Raw genomic sequence first — 22,278 nt, 5'->3', positions numbered from 1 at the left:
GCAAAAAACTCCTGGACGACACCTCATTATTTCCTGCGTTTGGGCTTTGAGGCCGGTCTCAGAGTTCCAGCGTGTACACCACAAGCTTGATGTCGGTCCCGGGAACGGTCCAGTCGCGCTGTGGCGCATGGGCGAAGTCCATGGACTCGTAGAGGGACCTGGCCGAATGCCAGGTGGCCCCGGTGGTCAGGCTGACCGAATGGATTCCGGGCAGTCGGCGAGCGCGTTCGATGCTGGCGTTGACCAGGGCGCGGCCGACGCCAGCGCGCTGGGCGGCCGGATCGACGCTGAGCATCCGGATCTCCAGTTCGCCCGGCAAGGCAATGTCCGCATAGTCGCTGCCGATCTGGATCAGGGTCATTGACCCGATGATCTCCCCTTGGCGCCGCGCAACGTAGATCTCGGATTGCTCGGAACGTTCCTGGACTTTGCGTACAAACTGCAGGTAGTCATGCTCGGGGGTCTCGAAATGCCCTGCGGCGAAGTATGACTGCGCGGTCAGCTCCCCCACGCGCTCAAAGTCCCCGGGCGTTGCCAGTTCGATGACCAGATCTTTGGCGCGGTAGCTGAAGGTGTCTGCCTGATTCATGATGCTCTTAGTGTGCCAGAAAAGTCCGGGTTCAGCCCGGCACTGGCACAGGGCCCTGGGATTTGCCCGGCCTCATGGTTCGACTCATTCGATCATGGCACCTGCTCTCGCAGGCCAGTGCAGGTTGGCGCGCCGTCTGGCGGAGCCTCGGGGTCACCGCTCTTGCACGGCGGGCCGCGTGGGGCGGATGACCGTCCGGTGGCGAAGCGGCGGCTAGCGGATAGCGCCACTTCGGGTGTCGAACCGTGCCGGGTCGTGGTGCGGCCTGCGAACTACGGACCGGGGGTGCCCTGCCCTGCGTCCCATGGCAGACTGATCGCATGGCTGTCTACTTTGAATGCGTCACCATCACCGATATGCCGCGGCAGGAGCTCTTCGAGAAATCCCTGAGCATCGATGCGCATACCGGTTCCATGGCCGGTTCCGGCGAGCAGGCCGTCGGCGGGGTCGTCAGCGGACGAATAGGCCTCGGCGAGCAGGTTACCTGGCGAGCGAAGCATTTCGGGTTGCCGCTGCGCATGACCTCGGAAATCAGCGAACTGGAGGAGCCCTCACGTTTCACCGACCGTCAGGTGCGCGGACCTTTTAAGAAGTTCCATCACGTGCATGAGTTCCATGCCGCTGAGGCAGGCACCATCATGGTGGACAAGATCCATTTCGAAGCGCCCCTGGGGCCGCTGGGTTGGTTGGCCGAGCGTTTGGTGCTTAGCTGGTACATGCCGCGACTGATCCGGGTGCGCAATGCGTACCTGGTGAACACTTCAGCAACATAAGCAAGGCGTGAGAATTTTGATGCAGGTTTCCTCCCCCGCCATCGATTCCATGGCCGTGCGCCGGATCGCGCTGGGCATTTCGCATCTGCTCTCGCCCATCGTCCTGGCCACCTTGTTGCTGGCGCTCTCGCCATTGCGCGATGCACGCATCAGCTGGGCTGGGGCGACAGTGGCTGCCCTCTTCACCACGGTGATCCCGTGGTTGCTGCTGGTGACGGCAAAATTGCGTGGCAGGGTCACGGATTTGCATGTCACCGTGCGCCGCCAGCGCCACGGAATTTATGCGATGACTTCCGGCTTGATCCTCTGCGGCTTGCTGGTGTTGTGGCTGCTGGACGCCGGCGCCGGCATTTTCCGCGAGGTCCTGTGCATGTTGCTGGGACTGCTGGTGGTGGCCATCATCAACATCTGGTGGAAAGTCTCGGTGCATCTGGCGGTGGGCACGTATGCCATCTTGCAAGTTGCCGGGCAGAGTCCGCAACTGACGCCGTGGGTGCTCTTGTTCATCGCGGTGCTCTCATGGTCCCGCATTCGAAGCTTCCAGCACACCGCAACACAGGTGTGCGGCGGTGTCGCTGTTGGCATCGCCATCCACTACGCGCATGAAGCGATGGCCCTGGTGCTGGGCTAGTTTCCGGGTTCGATCAGTTTGGCGGTATCCACCAAGCCGGCATACTGCCACCCGGGATTGCTGGCCGGACGGCCCACCTGGCATCCGGCTTCCTCGGCAATCAATGCCCCGGCGGCCCAGTCATACTCCTGGGTGCCGTATTCCGCATAGGCATCCAGTGCGCCTTCAGCGACCAGGCAGAGGTCCAGGGCTGCCGAGCCGATTCGGCGAACATTGACATAGTCTTCGAGCATGCCTTCCAGGACGCGGGCCTGGAATTGGCGGCGTTCGGCATCATAGCCGAAACCGGTGCCAAGGATCTTGGCTGGCGATTGAACCGGACCGGTCAGCTGGGTCAGCTTTCCGGTGCGCAGGTCATGCTTCCACGCACCCAGGGACTTGCCCGCGAAATACTCCACCTGCAGGGCCGGGGCCGCAATGGCCGCTGCCACCCAGGTTTCGGTGCCGTCTTCCTCGAGCTGGCACGCGCCCACCGAAGAACAGTAGTAGGCGATATTGCGGACGAAATTGGTGGTGCCGTCCAATGGATCGATGCTCCAGCGCACGCCGCTGGGGTTGGCCGGCTTGGCGCTGGGGAACTCCTCGCCGGTCAATTCGTCGCTGGGGCGCGAGGTCACAATGGTGGCGCGGATGGCCTCTTCTGAGGCGCGGTCGAAGTCAGTAACCCAATCCCCGGCCGCCGACTTGTCGCTGAGGTTGAACTGCGATTCATCACGCCGGGCCAGCACCTCGGCTCCGGCGGCCGCGGCGCGGCGCGCCACCAGCACCAGCGGGTCGTGGCTGATTGCCTTGTCCATGTCTTAGCCTTCCGTAGGTACGGCGAGGGCGACCTCGCGCGCTGCGTCGGGTCCCTGCTCGAGGAGCACGCCGAAGCCTGCTTCATCGAGTACCGGAACGCCCAATGATTGTGCTTTGTCCAGTTTTGATCCGGCGGATTCCCCGGCAACCAGGAAGTCTGTTTTCTTCGAAACGCTGCCGGTGGCCTTGCCGCCACGAACGATAATGGCTTCCTTGGCGGTGTCCCGGGAGTAATTCTCCAATGTTCCGGTCACGACGATGGCGAGGTTTTCGAGATTTTTCGTGATGTTCTCGTCTTGCTCATCTTTCATCTTCACGCCGGCATTCTGCCATGCGGAGACGATCTCGCGATGCCAGTCGACCTTGAACCATTCGACCAGGGCCTCGGCGATGATGGACCCGACAGAATCGATTTCGCTCAGCTCGGTGACCGCGTCGCCGGAGTCCAGGACTTCGAGCAGTGCATCCATGGAGCCATAACGGGTGGCGATGGCGCGTGAGGCGTTGGGGCCCACATGCCGGATGGACAGGGCCACGAGCACCCGCCACAACGGGTTCTCCTTGGCTTTTTCGAGCTCGTCAAGCAGCTTCAGCGTGCTGCGCGTGGGCGCCGACGGCTTCTTCGCGGTGGCCTTGGAGTAGAAATACGGAACCAGTTCGAACTTTCCGGTGCCTTCGCCCTTGGAACGCTTTTCACGCCAGACCTTGACCTCGCCCAGTTCTTCCAGCTTGTCCTTGAGGTTGAACAGCTCCGCCTCGTTGTGCAGCGGGCCCGGTCCTGCAGGCAGCACGATGCCGCCTTGGGTTGCCGGATCCTCCCCTGGTCCGCTGGTCAATGCAGCTGCCGCTTCATAGCCCAGGGCTTCAATGTCCAATGCGCTGCGCCCGCCGAGATAGGCGACGCGTTCGGTCAACTGGGCTGGGCAGGATTCGGCGTTCAGGCAACGGATATCCACGTCGCCTTCCTTGGCCGGTGCCAAGGGCTGGCCGCAGGACGGGCAGACGGTCGGCATCACGAAATCACGCAGGCCGGTGTTGCCCTCGCGCAATGGCAGGACCGGTCCGACGATTTCAGGAATGACATCGCCTGCTTTGCGCAGGATGATGGTGTCGCCGATTTTCACGTTCTTGGCCTTGACCACCTCCTGGTTGTGCAAGGTCGCGCGCGCCACGGTGGACCCGGCTACGAGCACCGGCTCCATCACGCCAAAGGGAGTGACTCGGCCGGTACGGCCTACCTGCACCTGGATATCAAGAAGCTTGGTGTGCACTTCCTCAGGCGGGTATTTGTAGGCCACAGCCCAGCGCGGAACCCGGGAGGTGTATCCCAGTTGCTCCTGGGTGGACAGGTCATTGACCTTGATGACAATGCCATCGATGTCGTGGATCAGGTCATGGCGCTTTTCACCGTGCTCGGCGATGTAGTCCTTGGCTTCGGCCCGGCTGTCAACCACCCTGCCATACGGGGAAACCGGCAGTCCCCAGCCCCGCATGAGCTCATAGGCCTCAGACTGCTCGGTCATGTTGAAGTCGCGGCTGCGGCCCAGGCCGTGGACAAACATGCGCAGGGGGCGCTTGGCGGTCTGTTCCGGGTCCTTCTGGCGCAGGCTGCCGGCGGCTGCATTGCGCGGGTTGGCCAGAGGGGCCTTGCCCTGGGCAATCAGGGCCTGGTTGTAGGCGTTGAAGTCGTCGGTGGCGATGAAGACTTCGCCGCGGACTTCGAATTCGGCAGGCCAGCCGGAACCGGCCAGCTCCTGTGGAATATCGCTGATGGTCAAGGCATTGTGGGTGACATCCTCGCCGGTGGTGCCGTCGCCGCGGGTGGCAGCGCGGACCAGCTTGCCATCACGGTAGGTCAGATTGAGCGCAAGTCCATCGATCTTCACCTCGCAGAGCCATTTGACCGGGGTCTGCGGGTGCAGGCGTTCGGCATTTACCTGTGCCCGTTCCAGCCAGGCGTCGAGTTCTTCGAGTGAGAAGACGTCTTCCAGCGAGTACATGCGGCTGGCGTGAGTGACCGAAGCGAACGCCGCGGAGACTTCGCCGCCGACTTCTTGGGTGGGTGAGTCCTGTCCGGCCAGGATCGGATATTTCGCTTCGAGCAGCTGCAGCTCGTGGAAGAGCGCGTCGTATTCCACATCGGAAACCAGCGGAGCGTCATTTTGGTAGTACGCGTCGCGGTGGGTGCGGATCTGTTCGACCAGCTGTCCATAGCGGGTCTTGTCAGCTTCCGGCGGAGCATTAGTCGTCTCAACTGGGGTTACGGAATTTTCACTCACGTATCCAATTGTGCCCCACCGGCCGGCAGAATCGCAGACTTGAAAGCCTAGTTCTCTTCTGCGTCTGGCGTCGGGTATTGCGCAGCAACCACGTCGATCACGATCACCGCGATATTGTCCCGGCCGCCGGCTTCCAAGGCCGCCCCGGTCAAAACCCGCACGGCTTCGGCCCGGTCCTTGAAGTTCACCAGAATGGTCTGCAGGATGTCCTCGGTCAGCTCGCCGGAGAGGCCATCGCTGCACAGCAGGTAGCGGTCGCCGATGCGCGGCTGAAGCACGGTCACGTCGGGCTGGCTCTCGGCGCCGGCTCCCAATGCCCGGGTGATCAGGTTGCGATGCGGATGGTTGCGGGCCTCGAATTCGGTGATCTGCCCGGCATCCACCATTTCCTGGACAGCCGAGTGGTCCCGGGTCAGTTGCTGCAGGGCGCCATCACGCAACCGGTAGCCGCGCGAATCGCCTACGTTCACGAGCAGCAGGTTGGGGATTTCCTCGATGAGCACAGGCAGCGGAGCGGTGCCCGGAGCTGCGGAGTCGCGGTGCTCTTCGAGCATTTCAGGCGTGATCTTGGCGATCACGTCGGTGTTGACCTTCATGGAGAAGCTAGAGGTCCAAGGCGGTACCGCGGAAATCGGAGCGGTGACGTTATCCCTGCCTTGATCAGGGGCCTTGATCTGCAACAGGGCGCAGAGCGTGGTGCCGCCGCGGGCTTCCAGGGCTTCGCGGATCCGGTCATCTGCAAGCTGCACCTGTCGCTGGACTTCAGCCACGGTGGGCAGCTTGCGCACGGAGCTCTTATTAGCGAAGGTGCAGATCTCCTGCATGGTTTCCACCGCCAGCTGGCTGGCGACTTCCCCGGCTTCGTGCCCGCCCATGCCATCGGCGACGGCATACACGATGTCATGCATCAAGATCCGGTCCTGGTTTTCGGTCCGGCGCCGCCCAACGTCCGTCATTCCGGCGGCGGCAAGGTTGAACGGCACGGGTGTCGGTTCATTATTCATCAGTCAATCACCAGTCCGGCTCCCTCGCCTGGCGAGAGTTCGTAAGGTTGGATGTCACCGAATCCGCGCACTGCCGTGATTTCCTGGGCAGTGAGAACGAAACGGGCATCGTTGCGCAGGGTATTGGCGGTCAGCGCATCGGTGAGCACTGAGCCGGGTTCTGCCAAAGAGGTCAAGCGGGCCGCCATGTTCACGGTCGGTCCGTAGATGTCGCCAAGGCGCGAGAGCACACGGCCCCACACCACAGCACCTCGGGTTTGCGGGAATAGCTCGTCCTGCGCCAATTCGCGGGAGAGCGAGAGCGCGATGCGGGCACCGGCCTGCGGGGTTTCGGCCACATAGAGCACTTCATCGCCGATGGTCTTCACCAGGCGTCCGCCACCGACGGAGATGATTTCCGCGCACTTCGCTTCGAAGCGCTGGACCAGCTTCGCCAGTGTGCGCTCGTTCATGCGTCGCGACAGCGAGGTGTAGGAGACGAGGTCGGCGAAGCCCACGGCACGGGCCAAGGGCAGCGGCGTGCCGCCATCGGCTTCCGGGCTGTCCTGCTTATAAGCGGCGACGCCGGTTTCCACGCGCAAGGCCATGCGGTGCACTGCGGAATTCAGCTGGCGGCGCCAGGAGTACAGCAGCAGGTCTTCAATGGCCGGAATGATTTCCGGCAGCATGCTGAACAGCTGGCGGCGGGCCTGGCGGTCAGACATGTTCTGGTTGGCGATCATGTCCTCGACCAGGGCTTCGATCTGCCAGACCACCATTCGGTCGGTCATCTGGCCTACCGAACGCATCAGCGAGATGGCGGTTTCCTCGGTGAGCTTGCCTTCGCGCACCATGCCCACCATGGTGCCCAGCGCGGCCTTGTCGGCCTTGGTGAAGAACACCTCGTCATCGCCGAGTTCTGGGAATCCGATGGCGCGCCAGAGCTTGCGGGCGGAGTGCAGGGAAATCCCTGCTTCGGCAGCGACCTCGCGGCGGCGGAATTCGCGTTGCCCGCCGATCAGCCGGTCTTCCAGCGAGGCGACGTTATCGCGCACGGCATCCGGGGTGTGCGCCGGGATGCGCAGCGGGCCTTCCATGGCCTGGGCCAATTCGAGGATTGGATCGGCGAGGTCCGGGCTTTCGACGGCAGGGGCCTGGCGGGCTTCGCGAGCGGCCTGCGCGGCAGACTGCGGGGAGTCGGCCCGGGGTGAATTGGTGTGCTCGGTGCTCATGCCCCCATGCCCTCACTGTTCGTCGTTTCGGTGTGTGCCGCGCCTTGGTTGTTGCGCAGATTCGTCATAGCTTCCATGGCCAGCGACCGGAAATACGGGACGGAAGGAACGTGCGCGATTCTCACGTATCCCTGGTTCAGGACGATGTCCAGGGTTCCCGCACGAGTCATCGCATTATTCTGCTTAGCGTAGGCGACCAGGTCGCGAACCGTAAATAATCCTACGGATTGCAGCTGCCCCTGGCTGTAGGTCGAGCGGAACATGATGCGCTCCGTAGTCAGCACGATCAGACTGCGCGTCCAGCGGATCCAGGGAACGATACTCCAGATCAGAACCAAGGCGGCCCAGAGAACCACGGCCACGATCATCCATACTTCGGCGTTGGCGGCCAGCCAGTCGGACAGGTCATCACGCGAGAGGTAGCCGACGGCGAAAGCGCACAGCGCAGTGAGGATGAGGAAGGCGCTGATGGGCTGTCGCAGTACCCGGGAGTGCTCACGAGTCTTGATGATCACTCGTTCCCGTTCATGTAGCGGCAGCTTCATCGTTGTGGTCCTCGCCCCTCCTGTCTGGACACGGTTCTTCGGTCTGTACATTCAATAATAGTCCCGGTGCTAGGCACGATGCTGGTTAGGCATACTTTCCATCGGCGCGCCGCACATGGTGCACATCCCCCGCCAGCACGTGGGTGCGCCGCCCTGAACTCTCCTCCAAAACCAGCGCGCCGTCAGCGGCCAGCTGAACCGCGGTGGCTTCCAGGCTCTTGCCATCGGGGAATTCGACGCGAACGATGTGCCCCAGGGTGGCCAGTTTTTCACTGACCAGTTCTTGCAGGCTGCGGCCCTCGAATCCTGGCAGAGGCACCTGCGCGGAACCGGAGACCTGGCGGAATGCGCGATCCAGGTCCACCAGTTCCTTGAGGTACTCGGCCAGCAGCTCGGTGCGGTCGATGGCACGGGAGCTGGCAAGGCGCAGCGAGGTGGCGGTAGGGACCGGCAGTTCTTCACGGCTTTGATCCACATTCATCCCGGTACCGACTACAACCCCGTGTCCAGAGCCGGCGGGAACCATTTGGGCGAGGATTCCGCAGATCTTGAATCCACCGGCCAGCAAGTCGTTGGGCCACTTGATCCGCACGGGCACTTCGGCAACGCGTTCTGCGGCCCGGCTCCAGGCGAGGGCTGCGAGCATGGTGTACCAGGAGAGCGCTTCGGTGGGGAAGCTGGCCCCGGGAACCATCAGCACGCTTACGGTGATCGATGAGCCCAAGGGTGTCACCCAGCTCCGGCCAAGGCGCCCTTTGCCCGCTTGCTGATGCTCGGTGTAGTAGACGCTCAGATGCCCAGCCGTGCCAGCGGCGGCAAGCTCCGCCAGCTCGGTGTTTGTCGAACCCGAGCTGCTCTTGAACAGCACTGCCCCCAGTTCGAGCCGCTGTGTGAGTTGCGCGAAGCGGGCTGGGTCTATGGCCGCGCGGGCGGTGCCATCAGAAGTGTTCATAGCTAAAACCCTAAAACACCGTCGCGCGGTCGGCCTCCTTGCGTGGATTCTTTAAAGGAATATGTCCTCTACCAGTGGCACGTCGGGGTTCAGCGCGTACTTCTCCAGATCCGTGGCTCCTGCCAGCTTCAGCACCTGGCCGTCGGTGAAGAAATTGCCGCTGAGTTTCTTCGGATCGCTGCCCAAGATGGCCATGGCAGCATCGGCAACGATTTGCGCGTCGCGGGCGCCCTGGATCATCTTCTGGCCTCCGGGCAGGTTGCGGATGGCTGCGGTATCAATCAAGGTTTCCGGCCATAGCGAGTTCACGCCGACGCCTTGTTCCTTGAGCTCTTCGGCCAGCCCCAGGGTGGTCATGGACATGCCGTATTTGGCCATGGTGTAGGCCAGGTGTTCACCGGCCCAGCGTGGATCCAGGTTCAGCGGAGGCGAGAGGGTCAGGATATGCGGGTGCTGCGAGGCGCGAAGGTAGGGCAGCGCGGTTTTCGAGAGCAGGAAGGTTCCGCGCACATTGATGTCCTGCATCAGGTCGTAGCGCTTCATATCCACTTGATCGGTTTTGGCCAGGTTGATGGCCGAGGCGTTGTTCACCACTATGTCGATGCCGCCGAAGGTGGCGACCGCCTCGCTGACGGCGCGCTGCACGTCCTCGTCGATGCGCACGTCGCCGACTACCGCCAGGCCGCGGCCACCGGCCTGGTTGATTTCTTCCACGGCGGTATGGATGGTGCCTTCGAGGCTCGGGTGCGGGTCTGCGGTTTTGGAAAGCAGGACGACGTTGGCGCCAAGGGCTCCGGCCGCCTTGGCTATGGCTAATCCGATACCGCGGCTTCCGCCGCTCATCAGGATGGTGCGATTCTTGAGGCTCGCTGAGACCGGAGCGATTTCAGTGCGGGATTCACTAGTCATGTGATCCAGATTACGCGAAGTTCCTCGGCTAAGCTACTGTACAGTAACTTATTCTGGGGTGCCACCCACTGGATATCGAGCCATTTTGTAAGTTTCCTACAACCAGAAGTCCTGTTTCCCCAGCTAGACTGACTTAGATGGCATTTTTCTTGTGCTATTCCTACACATTGAAGACAACTCGAGGGAGTCGAAGGCATGACGCAGGGCAGAACCGAGGCAGCCGAGTCAATCGACCTGTCCACCACCGCCGGCAAACTTGCTGAATTCCGCCGCCGCCAGAAGCTCTCCGAAGCACCAAGCGGCCAGGCAGCAATCGAAAAGCAGCACTCCCGCGGAAAGCACACCGCCCGTGAACGCATTGAAATGCTCATGGATGAGGACTCCTTCGTAGAATTCGATGCCCTGGCAGTTCACCGTTCCACCGCATTCGGCATGGAAAAGAAAAAGCCAATGGGCGATGGCCTGGTTTCCGGCTACGGCACCGTTGACGGACGCCTCGTTGCGGTCTATTCCCAGGACTTCACCGTTTACGGCGGCTCGCTCTCCCAGGTGAACGGCGAAAAGATTGTCAAGGTCCAGGAATTCGCCCTGCGCAACGGCTGCCCAGTGGTCGGCATCCTGGACGGTGGCGGCGCTCGCATCCAGGAAGGCGTGGCCTCCCTGGCCATGTTCGCCGATATCTTCCGCAACAATGTTCACGCCTCGGGCGTTGTTCCGCAGATCTCCTTGATCATGGGCCCATCGGCCGGCGGCGCCGCCTACTCCCCTGCGCTGACCGACTACGTGATCATGGTCGATAAGACCAGCCACATGTTCATCACCGGACCAGATGTCATCAAGACCGTCACCGGCGAAGAAATCGACATGGAAGCCCTGGGCGGCGCACGACAGCACAATGCCAATACGGGCACCGCGACCTACCTGGCCAGCGATGAAGAAGACGCCGTCGAGTTCTGCAAGGAACTGCTGGACTTCCTGCCTTCCTCGAACCTCGCCGACGCGCTGATCGCCGACTTCGATGAGGACCTGGAAGTCTCCGCGGATGACCTGGCCATGGATACCATCATCCCGGATTCAGCCAACCAGCCCTATGACATGCGCAAGGTCATCGAATCCGTGGTCGATGACGCCCACTTCTTCGAGATGCAGTCCCTGTATGCTCCGAACGTCATGATCGGCTACGCCCGCGTCGAGGGACGGACCGTCGGCATCGTGGCCAACCAGCCGATGCAGTTCGCCGGCACCTTGGATATCGCCGCCTCGGAGAAGGCAGCACGGTTCGTGCGCAACTGCGACGCCTTCAACATCCCCATCCTCACTTTCGTGGATGTCCCGGGCTTCCTGCCGGGCAAGGACCAGGAATTCCAGGGCATCATCCGACGCGGAGCGAAGTTGCTCTACGCCTACGCGGAGGCCACGGTGCCGAAGCTGACCGTGATTACCCGCAAGGCCTACGGCGGAGCGTACATCGTGATGGGTTCCAAGAAGCTTGGCGCCGATGTGAACCTCGCCTGGCCTACCGCGCAGATCGGCGTGATGGGCGCACAGGGCGCAGTCAACATCCTCTACCGCCGCGATCTGGCAGCAGTGGAAGCCGAGGGCGGAGACGTCGAGGCACGCCGCAAGCAGATCATCGACGATTACGAGGCCGAGCTGCTCAACCCTTACCAGGCGGCCGAGCTGGGCTACGTGGATGCGGTCATCGCACCGAGCGACACCCGAGTGCAGCTGGTGCGCGGCCTGCGCGCCCTGCGCGAGAAGCACGCGGTATTGCCGCCGAAGAAGCACGGCAACATCCCGCTGTAACCACCGCCCGCACCGCCAAATCGCGAACTACCCAGGAGCAAAGCCAATGGAACAGGACACCGCGACGCCTGCCGCCCCACAGATCCGCGTGACCAAGGGCAACCCCACCGCCGAGGAACTGGCGGCAGTCACCGCCTTGCTGTGCGCCATGGGCAATACTCCCGTTGATCAGCCCGAAGCAGCGGCGCCAGCCAAGAAGCGGGTCACCCGTCTGCGTAAACGCCGCGCACTGACTCCGCGCCTGGGGTGGACTATCGGGCACCGGTAAGTCCGCGTCCGCGCAATCAGCACAAAGCGATGGCTTGGCGCTGCCCTTGAAGGGCAGTGCCAAGCCATTACTCGTTGAATCCCTCGGGCCAGCTAGTCGTCCTCGGGCACCTCGGCGTCGAGGAGATCCAGGTCCGATCGGGTCACCAAATGGGAACTGACCGCATGTTCAACAAGCCGGGCCTTGCGATTGGTGGCCAGCTTCCCCGGCCCGCCGCGGAGCCCTGCAATACCGGCCCGGTCCAACTTATCGCAGACGTTATCGAGCTTGCGGTTGAATTTCGTGATTCCCCAGCCCAACCGTTCGGCGGCCGCGGCACTGGTGGGAATAGCGCTCAGTCCAGTCCCGTCGCGTTTGAGCATTGGCTCGCTCAGCGCGACAATCAGGGCGCGCTGGGCCTGAGTCAGCAGGACCGGCCCGATGGTGGTTTCGCCATCGCCGTCGCTGTCAATATGGTCCTGCCGGAATGCCGGCTGCGCAACATGGATGGATAATTCATAAGTGGTCGGGCCAGCAGTGAAGACCACCGAGACCCGGTTCAGCACCAGCGGGAGGCTGGACTCCGGGGAAAGCCAGGCCTGCAGGCCACCGGTCTTGTCAGCAATGGTGGCGGTCAGGCGGGAGCCCACATTGTTCAGCCACCACAAGCCCGCATGTTTTGAAACAGTCAGGAATTGGCGGTGGAGATAGGGGTTGTCATCAATCACGAGATCCCCTTCGCGTCCGATGACGAAGGTCTTGTCCTCTTCCAGTGGATAGAACTGCCCACAATACTCAACGTAGAGTTCGTTCAAGGATTTCGCCTTCTCTCCTGATTATCAACCGGTGCAGAACTTGGAAGCTTCGGAAATCCGGCCATCGTCGCGTACCAGCTTAACCTCTATGCATGTCTGTCCGCCCTCGGCGATGGCCGTGGTCGCACTGGTGGATTTGGTCTGCTGGACCTTGCCCTTATCGGTCGCCGTAATGGGAGCCCACCGGTAGGAGTCCCCCTGATTCGGTTCGGGGTTTTCCCAGCGGAAGGTCACTGTCTTACCCACCGTAGAGTACTTGAAATTCTCGACCGTCGGCACCGTGCCACCAATCAGCGCGTCCTTGGGATCGTCGGAGGCCGTGATCGGAGGCCCGCTCTGGGTACTGCTTTGCTCTTGCGGCAGCATTCGATTCACTGCTATGGCACCGCCAACCAGCAGGACCAGGAGGATTCCGACGGCAATGAATATTTTCGGGAAACTCCTAGCTTCATTTGCCGCCTGGGGCGCGTCGGCTTCATGCACGGCGCTGGCGGAGGAAGAATCCTCTGGGCCATCCGGGGCAGCGACAAATCGTTCTGCAACCCGTGGCTTGACCGGACGCGCGGAGCCGGAGTCGTTCGGGCGCTGGCCGGGCACGAAGGAAATCATCGGCCCCGAAGACAGCGGACGCTGGGCATCACTGATCGAGGTGACGCTCCGAACCCGGGTTGCCTCCCCTTCTTCATCCGGCAAAGTTTCGGCCGGATCCTCCAGCACTTCGAAATCGGTGACAGAAAAACCCAGTTCGATCTGGATGCGCTGCAAGCTGCGAGCCAGTTCAGCGGCCGAGCCGAAGCGGCTTTCGGATTCCTTGGCCATGGCAACCGCCAACGCCTGATTCAACGAGTCCGGCACGTCGGCTCGATCCAAGGCCTTCAACTCGGTATTGCAAATGCGCTCGATGAGCACCGCTTGGGAGTTATCCTGCCCCGGGCGCACAAAGGGCGAGTGCCCAGCCAGCACGGTATAAATTGTGGCGCCCAGGGAGTAGACATCCATGCGCACCCCGGGTGGCAATCCATCGTCGAAGGCCTCGGGCGCGGACCACGGAACCGACATCCCCGCAGCATGGGAACCCACGGTTCCCGAGATGCCGAAGTCGGTCAATGCCGGCCGATTGTAGTCGGTCGTCAAGACGTTCGCCGGCTTGATGTCGCGATGCACAATTCCTGCCAGGTGGGCGGTATGCACCGCGGAGCACAATTGGATCGCCAGGGTCAGCGCCTCGTCCACGCTCAGTACACCCCGGCGGTAGCGCGCATCGAGGGAAGGCCGCGAGCAATACTCCATGGCCAGGTACGACCGGCCGTCGTCGGTAATTTCGGCCTGGTAAATAGTCACAATGTACGGATGCGAGGACAGCTGCGCCATGAGGTTGGCTTCAGCTTCGAAGCGCTGCCGTGCTTCGTCCTTGCTGACATCAGCCAGCAGCACCTTGATGGCCACCTTGCGGTTGGGCCGATGCTGCTCATAGAGATACACATCGGAGAACCCGCCCGTGCCCAGCGGCTTGATGAGGGTGAACCCCGGAATCTGTGGCGCGGGCGCCGACGGACGCCGTGGGCTCACGGCAGGTCCTCAAAGCGCAGGCTCACGCCGTCGCCGAGGTCTGCCACGTCGCCGTTGATCAGCATGACTTCCTGGTTCTTCGACAGACGTCGCGGCGCCTGGCCTTCACGCAAAAGCATCGTGCCGTTGGTGGCGCCCAGATCCACCAGCTGCACATGCCAGCCTTCCAGGCGCACCAAAAGGTGCGAGCGGGAGATGTCTCCGCTAGGGCTGTCAATCTGCAGCAGTCGCGGCGGGTTTGGCTCGTTGACGGCTGAGACACTGGGCTGTCGTCCAAGGACGACAGAGCGGTTCAGCTCATGCGAATACTGGCGGATGCCGCCGCGATCACGCACCATCATCCGGCCCATGGCCGGCTTGCGCACCTGGCGGGCGGGGCCTGAGAGGGTTGCTCCGCACAGGTGGCAGGTGGATGAGGTCGGCGGGTTGGGGTGGTGCTGTTCGCAGGAGCGGGCCAGGATGTATTCGGTCGGACCCGAGTGGGACTCATCGCCCGCATCCGGTTCCGGGCGTGGCGGTGGCACCTGATTCATCCCCTTGATTCCGCGGATGATGGTGTGCTCATCGGCTGGCTGGGCTGATGAGGCGGCCGCGCGGGATTTGATGATCGTATCGAGGTCATCGCCTTCGCCGGTATCGTACTTGGTGTCTAGGGCGCCGCGGATGCCCAGCAGCTGGCTGGCTAGCGAGAACTCGGCCGAATGCAGATGGTGCTCGTAGTCTTCGGGGTCCTGAGTCTGTCCATTAACGTCATCATCGGGGTAATCGCGTTCCGAAGAAGGAATGAAGGTATCGTCGTTGTCGGCATCTTGGGATTCTGGTTGCTGTGGCTTCGGGATTTGCCCGAGGCTCGGCTGCTTGTCTGCCGCCTCCTTGGCCACCGGAAGCTGTGGCTTAGGCGCTTCTTCTTCGTTCTCGGGCTTGGCTGGCGCTGGTGCCGGTTTTTCAGCAACCGCCGAGGCATCGGCGGCATCCTCGACCACCGGAGGCTGTGGCTTAGGCGCTTCGGCCACGCCCGGTTCATTGGCAGCAGGTGGAGTCGGCGCCGAGCTCGGCATGGCTGGAACGGACTTGGAAGCCGTGGCTTGAGGTTCCTGCTTTACCGCTTCTTCGACGTCAGTTGTCGGGGTGTTGTCCTGGTTCCACGACAGGTGGGAGACACGAACGATGCCTTCCTGGATTGGCAGTGCGGCTGCATCGCCCGGCGTGGCTTCAACAGGTCCCAAGGTCCAGCCTTGTGATTCAGCTAGTTGGCGCTCAGCCCAGGTGGCAATGCCAACGCCGCTGACCAGTTCGTCGCTGCTGTTGCTCTTCGAACGCAGTTCGAGGCTTCCGCGCACGACAGTATGAGGCGCTGTTGTCCGGGAGACCAGGGCGAAATCCGGAAGGGCCGCAATATTCATTTGGTACAGGGACAGCAGCTCGGAGAGCAATGACTCAACGGTCGCAGCTTCTTGGAGCTTGTTCCAGAAGGCCATGACCTGCGCGGAGCTGGTGTCGGCAGGCAGAAGTACGGCATGCTCGGCATTGACCAAGGCGCACCAGTCGCCGGGGGTGTAACGCAGGCTGTTCATGATTTCTCCTCTGTGTGGCTCGTGGTCGACAGTCGCGGGACGGTCACTTCGACGTCGTCGGGATGTCCGTACTGGACATCGGCTACGATCACGCTGATATTATCGCGTCCTCCGGCGGTGAGGGCTGCTTGGACCAATTCTTCGGCAGCCTGTTGCGGATCCGGGAAGTACGCCAAAATCTCTCTTATTTTTTCATCGCTCACTTCGCTGCTCAATCCATCTGAGCACACCAGGATCCGTTCGGCGCCTGAGACAGGCAACATCCAGAAGTCCGGCTGGCTGTCAGCATTGATGCCCAGCGCTCGGGTGATCACGTGGCGCCGCGGATAGCTGGCGGCTTCATCCGGGCTCAGCTGACCGTTGTCCACCATTTCCTGGACTTCCGAATGGTCAATGCTCACCTGTTGCAGCTGGTCATGCGACCACAGGTAGGTCCGCGAATCCCCGATATTGAAAACCAGGAGCTGCGGCTGCGCCATTGCGGCTTGGGATGCTTCGTCAACGAACACCGCCCCGCTCAGCGTGGTTCCTGCGCGTCCTGCCCCGACGGCTATGATCTTCTGGTCGGTGCGTTCAAGCAGTGCTTCGAGCTGTTCCGGGTCGATCTGCGCGTGCACGTCACCGAGACCATCATCGAGCAGCTTCAAGCACAAGGCACTGGCTATCTCTCCCGCTTCGTGTCCGCCCATGCCATCAGCGATGGCGATCACGCGGTCGGTGGCCAGCATGCTATCTTCATTCAGCGCGCGGCGCAGTCCACGATCCGTAGCTTGGCCGCAGCTGAAGGTCGGGGTGAAGCTGGGCGCTGGGCCGTTCACGGTTGCTCCACGTAGAAGTACCGGTCGCCCAGGTAAACCGTCTGCCCCACCAGTGCCTGTTCCGGTTTGCCCGGTTCCAATGCACGCACGGCACCCTGCGCGTCAACGATCGATGAGCCGTTAGCCGAGCCGCGATCGGTGACCCAGATGCAGCCGGCACCGGGCTGAATGAGCAAATGGGTTTTGGAGACGCTGCGTTCGGGATCATCCAAGACGACCAAACGCACTCCGACGTCCCCGTCGCCGTGCGAGGGGTTGCGGCCCAACAGGATGCTTCCATCAAGTTCAATGCACTTCTGGTCATCAAATTCCAGATGAAGGCCTTCCGGCGCTGGGGTGCGCAGCCGGGTGTAGCCGGCTTCGTCGTCATCGTCGGCGCCATCATGGTTCGGGATTTCCGGCCTCCGTTGCGGCTGCGGCTCCGGTTGCGGTTCGGGGGCGCGCACCGCGCCGGGCACCGAATCGATAACGGCTAGTTCCTTCTCCGCGGGAACGTCGGCTTCGTTCTTTGGCGCTTCGGCAGCTGGCTCAGCTTTGCTGGCTGCTTGCTGCGGTGCGAAGGACTCTGGCCCCTGCTTGCCGCCCGTGCTCAACGGATCGCGACCGGCCTTGATATCCGCCACCAGCGTGCCAGCCGCCTTGTCATGCCATCCCTGCTTTTTGCCATTGGCGTCAAACTGATTGGAAATGACCATAAGGATGGAACCGACCACCGGGATGATGCCGGCAACGGCAATCAGCAGACGGCGTCCGATGGTTTTCCCCCAGCCGGGCACGCCACCTTCGAGGTTCGTGGTACGCACGCCGAGCAGCAGGTTGCCCGGTGTCTTTCCAGCGGTGGCCTCCCACCACCAAAGGAACACGGTGTAGGCCAAGGAAAGCAGCCCGTAGGTGACATAGAGTCCGGCGATATCCCCCAGCACGTCGGGGACGCTCAGGGATTGGATCATCTTGGCTGAAATCATCGGCAGGAAAATCACCGAAAGAATCAGCACCGGCACCATATCAACCAGCCATGACAGCAGTCGTTGGGTGGACGTGGCGTCCACCAGATTCATTTTCGCTGCCATGGCAATTTCCTGTTCTTGTGTTTGAAAGTTCTTGCGCTCTTGACCGTTTTGGCCGCTAGTTCGTGGATCAGCGACCGTGGCGAGAAATTCACCCGCATCCGGCCGAAGACACCCAACGGCTCCTGCATTTTCCGGGTATGTGTCATGACGTCATCCCAGTACTTCTGCACCTGCTCATCGGTGGGCTGCTCGCTGGAGAAGTTCGCAGCGTCGGCCCGGTGGGACAAGGTCGCCACCGAGGACGCTAGATCCGGGAACCCGGTAGCCAGTACTGCCGCGTTTTCCCGGCGCGTTGCCCCGCTGGCGGTCGCAACCCGATGATCCGTGGCGTAGCTCAAGAGTTCCTGCCATCCACCGCTCATGCGTTCGGCCGTGTTGCCCGTGCCGGAGCGCTTCTTGCGGCGTTGAAGTTTCAGCAGCGCAATCAGCGCCAGCGGCGAGAGCAGCACCAGCAAGGAACCAAGGGAAATGCCAATCACCTTGATCAGCATGCCCCAGCGTTCCCAGAAGGTCTTTGGCTCTTCTTCGACTTCCTGTGGTTCCGGTGCGGTCTGCGGCGGAAGGTCCGCTTCATCCTGCGCCGGCGGCGGTGGCTGCAGCACCTGCGGCTGCGGTACGGATTTGGGCTCCTGCTCGGGCGGAGTTGGCTGCTCATCCTCGTCGGGAGTCGGGTTAAAGGCCACCCATCCGGCGCCTTCAAAGGCGATTTCCACCCATGCGTGGACATCGGAACCGGTCAACTTCACTGCCTGGTCAGGACGATATTCTTCAGGGTAGAAGCCCATGACCACACGTGCTGGCATGCCTTGTTCGCGAGCCATCAAGGCCATGGCCACGGCATACTGCTCGTCGTCGCCAATCATCTGGTCCGCATCCAGCAGGCTGGTGATGCGCCCTGCGCCATGGCCGGAGAGCGACGGGACCTGGCCCTCGGTGCCGTTGGAGAAGAATCCGGTGCCAGACAGCATCGATTCCAGGCTGCGTGCCCGTTCCAGGTCGCTGCGGGCGGTCCCGGTGAAGTCGGCGGCCTTGGCCCCCGCCATGGCTGGAACATTGGCCAATTCCGGCATGCGCAGCTGGGCGAAGTCCACCTGCGCGAGTTGTTCGTCGGTAGGCTGCGCCGGGAACTGCACCTTCGCGGTGTACGAGTCGCCCTTGCGCAGGCCCATGGAGCTCAGCACGCTTTCGGAGGTATCGGAATAGAACAGCGAACGGGCTAGCTCGTCTTCGCGGTCGCCAGAAAGATCCATGCCCAGCAGTTTTCCGCCAGCAGGGACCCAGACTCCTTCGTAGTCCTGGATATCAATGCTCAGATCCGCGGTTTCCCGTCCATCCGCGGAGTCTGCGGAGCGGATGTCGCTCGCGTCGCCTACCGGGGAGAAACTGCCTCCGGCGGCCGGGTCGACGTTGATCACCATGCCATTATAGGAATCCAGCGCGGCCAGGCGGATGCGCTGGCCCTTGGGAAGGCCCTTGACGGTGAGCAGCGTGTCATCAGCCATGGTCTTGACATACTTGCGGAAGCGGGTCAGCGGGCTGGGATAGTCATACAAATCCACCGGTGGTTCCAGCGCATCGCGCAGCACCTGGCGGGGATTCTCGGGAGCCAGCAGCGGGGTTGCCGCCGCCGTGATGGTGCCGGCGCCAGCCAATACCAGCGCTCCGGCAATGACGCGGCGCACCAGCAATTGCTGGCTGCCGCGGGACTCTCCGTGAGCGACATCCAAGGTATTGAAGTCGCCGGCGATCCGAGCGGACATGAAGGTGCGCCAGGCCAGCCAGCCCACCAGGACCGCCACCAGGGCTACGCCGCGGGCAATGGGCAAGGGCACATCACGGGTGCCGAAGGCGATCCCGAGGACAAACATGGCCAGCAATGGAATCAAAGCCCAGTACGGCGAACGCAGCCGCCATGCGGCCAGTCCCGCCAATACCGCGGTCAGCAGGGTGGAGAAGAAAGCGACGATCAGCACCCCGCCGTAGCTGCCCACGGGCGGGGCAACGGTGAGCATGTCTTTCCAGCTGAACACCAGGCCAGCGAGCAAGGTGCGCAGCGATGAGGCCGTGGGCAGCACGCCGAAGGCGGCCTCGCGCGGGGTGGCCAGCGGGGTGCCCAGCAGCAGGTACAGCAGAGCAAAGATGCCAACGGTGCGCCAAGTACCCAACCGGAAATAGACGTTCGCCCAGGCCAGCGCCAGGCCGGCAAGAATGCCGCCGGTGGCAGCCAGGATGAAATTTGGGCTGGCGCCATAGGCGTCCAGAAGCCCCAGGGCGCCGAGCAGCAGGGCCACGGCCAGGCACGCGGCATCCACTCCGAAACGCCAGATCGGTCGCTTGTTCATGCCACCGCCTTTCGCAGCATCAGCCCGAGTTCCTCGAGCTTGCCCAGGCTGAGCACGGTCAATTCGCCAATATTCGATCGGGTCGGCTCGATTCCTGCTTCGCAGCGGATAGCGATGGCCCGCACTCCCACGGGCACATGCATCCAGGCTTCGCGCAATGCCTTCGCGCTGGTGCCGGTGCCGGTCAGGAAGAACACCACCGAGGCCCCGGGCACGGTGTCAGCGGTATGCCGCACCACATCCACGAGATAGTCGCGCAGCACCGGCGCGGATTCGATACGGGTCAGCCCGTCCATCATCATGCGCCCGCTGTCGGTGCGCACCGGACCTGCTTGGGTGAGAATCGCCAGCTTGCGCTGTTCGGCTACCGCTTGCTGGCCGATGGAGGCGGCCACCGAGACGGCCAGCTCGAAGTCCTCTTCGGCATGGGCCTCGGAGTATTCCTCCAAGTTGGTCGACAGGCTCAGCGCCAGGTGCGAGCGCCGGGTCTCCTCGAACTGCCGCACCATCAGCGCCCCGGTGCGGGCCGTGGATTTCCAGTGGATATGCCGGCGGTCATCGCCGGGCTGGTAGTCGCGCAGGGCGTGGAAAGAGACATCCGAGTTGGACAGATCCGAGGTAGGCATGCCTTCTAGATCGCGGATGAAACCGGCCGAGGAACCATCCAGGGCCGTGGTTTTCGGGTGGATGAACAGTTCGTAGGTGTCGGTCCACTTCACCTGGCGGCGCAGGATCGCGAAGGGGTCCTGGCGTACCGAACGCACCGGCCCGACATCCAGGACCTGGCGCCGCTGGGTGGGGATGGTGAACAGTTCTTCATGCTGTTCGCCGGTGGCCAGGCGCGGAATCCTGAACGCGGTGGCGCCGTGGCCCACCGGCAGCTCCATCATGACCGCGGCCGAGCCACGCGATGCCTTGTTCGTGATCTGCAGCGCGCCGACGGCACGGTCGCCGACCGCCACGCGGGTGCGGTGCAGGTCCAACTGCACGCTGAAGTCGTTGCGCCCGAGAATGAACCCGACGGCGGCCAAGAGCAGGACGGTGGCCATGAACGCGCCGAGGATCGCTTCTTGCCAGCCGAAGACCGCCCCGAGGATCCACAACAGGATGGTGGTGCCGGCCAGGGCGAAGCCGAGCGGGGAAATCACCGAGGCCAGCGGAGCGAAGAAGCGCTCGCTGAAGCTGCGCACCTTGCCGGTTGCCGGGCGCAGGTATTCGCGCAGCACCGACAACGCCTCGCTGGCCATGCTCAGCGATTGGCCGGCCCTGCGGTTCAGCGCCCTGCGCCCTGATGAACGCCTAGCTTTTCGGTTCATTAATGCGCTTCCTGGCCGCTGCCGGATTCCTGGTTGCCGGTCCCCGTCTCGTCGCTGCCGCGGCGGGTCGGAGCCGGGACCTTGTTGAGCACCGAGGTGATGACCTGGGCTGCGGTGGTGCCGGTGAATTCGGCTTCCGGATCCAGGACCAGGCGGTGGGTGAAGATATGCGGGGCCAATTCCTTGATGTCATCAGGCAAGACGTAGTTGCGCCCCTGGCTGGCGGCCCAGACCTTGGCCGCGCGGACCATGGCCAGCGCGCCACGCACCGACACACCCAAGCGGGTTTCGGGCACGTCGCGGGTCTGCTCGCACAGGGCAGCCACGTAGTCGAGCACCGCGGCGTCCACGTGCACGGTGGTGGCCAGCTGGGCCATATCCACCACGGCTTCGGTGGTGATCACCGGGCGCAGCGAGGCCGAGCGGTCGCGCTGGGCGCTGCCCGAGAGCAGCGCCACCGTCGCTGCGCGGTCCGGGTAGCCGATGGAGGTCTTGATCAGGAAGCGGTCCAGCTGGGCTTCGGGCAACCGGTAGGTGCCGGCCTGCTCGATCGGGTTCTGGGTGGCGATCACCATGAACGGCCGGGCCTGCGGGTAGGTGACGCCGTCCACGGTGACCCGGCCTTCTTCCATGACTTCCAGCAGCGCGGACTGGGTCTTGGGCGAGGCGCGGTTGATTTCATCGGCCAGCACCAGGTTGGCGAAGATCGGGCCGTGGTGGAATTCGAATTGTCCGGTGCGCTGGTCGTAGATGGTGATGCCGGTGACGTCCGAGGGCAGCAGGTCCGGGGTGAACTGGATGCGGGAGTTGCTGCCCTTCACGGTGGCGGCGAGCGAGCGCGCCAGCATGGTCTTGCCGGTGCCCGGGGCATCTTCGAGCAGGACGTGGCCTTCGGAAAGCATGGCGGTCAGCACCAGCTTGATGGTCTGGTCCTTGCCCAGCACGGACTGCCCCACGTTGGAGACCAGGGTGGAAAAGGTGTCGGCGAACCAGCTGGCCTGCTCGGTGCTCATGGTCGTTGGCATAGTGC

At 62.8% G+C, this 22,278-nt stretch carries 20 protein-coding genes; 4 read left to right on the top strand and 16 right to left on the bottom strand.

Annotated features, from left to right (window positions below; translation table 11 throughout):
* Positions 1 to 58 precede the first annotated feature (58 nt).
* Positions 59 to 589 (bottom strand): GNAT family N-acetyltransferase, encoded by a 531-nt coding sequence (locus OF385_RS04165; protein WP_264277120.1) that lies wholly within the window; start codon positions 587 to 589, stop codon positions 59 to 61.
* A 320-nt stretch (positions 590 to 909) separates the two neighbouring features.
* On the opposite strand from OF385_RS04165, the gene OF385_RS04160 reads away from it, so the two are divergent.
* Together OF385_RS04160 and OF385_RS04155 are read left to right on the top strand one after the other, a co-directional pair.
* On the top strand, positions 910 to 1,362 hold the full coding sequence (locus OF385_RS04160) for an SRPBCC family protein (protein WP_264277119.1): 453 nt from the start codon (positions 910 to 912) through the stop codon (positions 1,360 to 1,362).
* Positions 1,363 to 1,381: 19 nt separating this feature from the next.
* Positions 1,382 to 1,993, top strand: coding sequence for a hypothetical protein (locus OF385_RS04155; RefSeq protein WP_264277118.1), 612 nt, complete (start codon positions 1,382 to 1,384; stop codon positions 1,991 to 1,993).
* Here the strand turns inward: OF385_RS04155 and OF385_RS04150 are convergent.
* The 7 genes from OF385_RS04150 to OF385_RS04120 form a co-directional block, all read right to left on the bottom strand.
* The gene (locus OF385_RS04150) at positions 1,990 to 2,790 is read right to left on the bottom strand and encodes an inositol monophosphatase family protein (RefSeq protein ID WP_264277117.1); all 801 of its coding nucleotides are present in this window, start codon (positions 2,788 to 2,790) and stop codon (positions 1,990 to 1,992) included. The genes OF385_RS04155 and OF385_RS04150 overlap by 4 nt on opposite strands.
* Before the next feature lie 3 nt (positions 2,791 to 2,793).
* The gene (gene ligA, locus OF385_RS04145) at positions 2,794 to 5,070 is read right to left on the bottom strand and encodes an NAD-dependent DNA ligase LigA (RefSeq protein WP_264277116.1); all 2,277 of its coding nucleotides are present in this window, start codon (positions 5,068 to 5,070) and stop codon (positions 2,794 to 2,796) included.
* A gap of 47 nt (positions 5,071 to 5,117) precedes the next feature.
* Positions 5,118 to 6,074, bottom strand: coding sequence for a PP2C family protein-serine/threonine phosphatase (locus tag OF385_RS04140; RefSeq protein WP_264277115.1), 957 nt, complete (start codon positions 6,072 to 6,074; stop codon positions 5,118 to 5,120).
* Positions 6,074 to 7,285, bottom strand: coding sequence for an adenylate/guanylate cyclase domain-containing protein (locus tag OF385_RS04135; protein ID WP_264277114.1), 1,212 nt, complete (start codon positions 7,283 to 7,285; stop codon positions 6,074 to 6,076). The genes OF385_RS04140 and OF385_RS04135 overlap by 1 nt, the downstream gene beginning before the upstream one ends.
* Entirely contained in the window at positions 7,282 to 7,830 is a 549-nt protein-coding gene (locus OF385_RS04130) for a hypothetical protein (protein WP_264277113.1), read from the bottom strand. The genes OF385_RS04135 and OF385_RS04130 overlap by 4 nt, the downstream gene beginning before the upstream one ends.
* An 85-nt stretch (positions 7,831 to 7,915) precedes the next feature.
* Complete coding sequence (locus tag OF385_RS04125; protein WP_264277112.1) at positions 7,916 to 8,782, bottom strand: biotin--[acetyl-CoA-carboxylase] ligase; 867 nt, start codon at positions 8,780 to 8,782, stop codon at positions 7,916 to 7,918.
* A 51-nt stretch (positions 8,783 to 8,833) separates the two neighbouring features.
* Positions 8,834 to 9,691 carry an SDR family oxidoreductase gene (locus OF385_RS04120; protein WP_264277111.1) on the bottom strand — a complete coding sequence of 286 codons (858 nt, stop codon included), beginning with the start codon at positions 9,689 to 9,691 and terminating at the stop codon, positions 8,834 to 8,836.
* A 195-nt stretch (positions 9,692 to 9,886) separates the two neighbouring features.
* Between OF385_RS04120 and OF385_RS04115 the strand changes: the two genes are divergently transcribed.
* Together OF385_RS04115 and OF385_RS04110 are read left to right on the top strand one after the other, a co-directional pair.
* Positions 9,887 to 11,497, top strand: coding sequence for an acyl-CoA carboxylase subunit beta (locus OF385_RS04115; RefSeq protein WP_264277110.1), 1,611 nt, complete (start codon positions 9,887 to 9,889; stop codon positions 11,495 to 11,497).
* 46 nt (positions 11,498 to 11,543) lie between these two features.
* Entirely contained in the window at positions 11,544 to 11,765 is a 222-nt protein-coding gene (locus OF385_RS04110) for an acyl-CoA carboxylase subunit epsilon (protein ID WP_264277109.1), read from the top strand.
* Between the two features lie 92 nt (positions 11,766 to 11,857).
* Here OF385_RS04110 and OF385_RS04105 read toward each other — a convergent pair whose 3' ends face one another.
* The 8 genes from OF385_RS04105 to OF385_RS04070 are packed head-to-tail and all read right to left on the bottom strand — an operon-like array spanning position 11,858 to position 22,273.
* The gene (locus tag OF385_RS04105) at positions 11,858 to 12,559 is read right to left on the bottom strand and encodes a hypothetical protein (RefSeq protein WP_264277108.1); all 702 of its coding nucleotides are present in this window, start codon (positions 12,557 to 12,559) and stop codon (positions 11,858 to 11,860) included.
* A 24-nt stretch (positions 12,560 to 12,583) separates the two neighbouring features.
* Positions 12,584 to 14,128 (bottom strand): serine/threonine-protein kinase, encoded by a 1,545-nt coding sequence (locus OF385_RS04100; protein WP_264277107.1) that lies wholly within the window; start codon positions 14,126 to 14,128, stop codon positions 12,584 to 12,586.
* On the bottom strand, positions 14,125 to 15,702 hold the full coding sequence (locus OF385_RS04095; RefSeq protein ID WP_264277106.1) for an FHA domain-containing protein: 1,578 nt from the start codon (positions 15,700 to 15,702) through the stop codon (positions 14,125 to 14,127). Before OF385_RS04095 ends, OF385_RS04100 begins: the two co-directional genes overlap by 4 nt.
* Complete coding sequence (locus OF385_RS04090; RefSeq protein WP_264277105.1) at positions 15,699 to 16,520, bottom strand: PP2C family protein-serine/threonine phosphatase; 822 nt, start codon at positions 16,518 to 16,520, stop codon at positions 15,699 to 15,701. The genes OF385_RS04095 and OF385_RS04090 overlap by 4 nt, the downstream gene beginning before the upstream one ends.
* Positions 16,517 to 17,590 (bottom strand): RDD family protein, encoded by a 1,074-nt coding sequence (locus tag OF385_RS04085; protein ID WP_264277104.1) that lies wholly within the window; start codon positions 17,588 to 17,590, stop codon positions 16,517 to 16,519. The genes OF385_RS04090 and OF385_RS04085 overlap by 4 nt, the downstream gene beginning before the upstream one ends.
* Positions 17,575 to 19,932 carry a transglutaminase-like domain-containing protein gene (locus OF385_RS04080; protein WP_264277103.1) on the bottom strand — a complete coding sequence of 786 codons (2,358 nt, stop codon included), beginning with the start codon at positions 19,930 to 19,932 and terminating at the stop codon, positions 17,575 to 17,577. Before OF385_RS04080 ends, OF385_RS04085 begins: the two co-directional genes overlap by 16 nt.
* Complete coding sequence (locus OF385_RS04075; protein WP_264277102.1) at positions 19,929 to 21,248, bottom strand: DUF58 domain-containing protein; 1,320 nt, start codon at positions 21,246 to 21,248, stop codon at positions 19,929 to 19,931. Before OF385_RS04075 ends, OF385_RS04080 begins: the two co-directional genes overlap by 4 nt.
* Positions 21,248 to 22,273 carry an AAA family ATPase gene (locus tag OF385_RS04070; protein ID WP_264277101.1) on the bottom strand — a complete coding sequence of 342 codons (1,026 nt, stop codon included), beginning with the start codon at positions 22,271 to 22,273 and terminating at the stop codon, positions 21,248 to 21,250. The genes OF385_RS04075 and OF385_RS04070 overlap by 1 nt, the downstream gene beginning before the upstream one ends.
* Positions 22,274 to 22,278: the final 5 nt, after the last annotated feature.

Source organism: Glutamicibacter sp. JL.03c (assembly GCF_025854375.1).
Classification (GTDB): Bacteria; Actinomycetota; Actinomycetes; order Actinomycetales; family Micrococcaceae; genus Glutamicibacter.
Note: the sequence above shows the minus strand (reverse complement) of the source record. Positions and strands in the feature narration are given on the sequence as shown.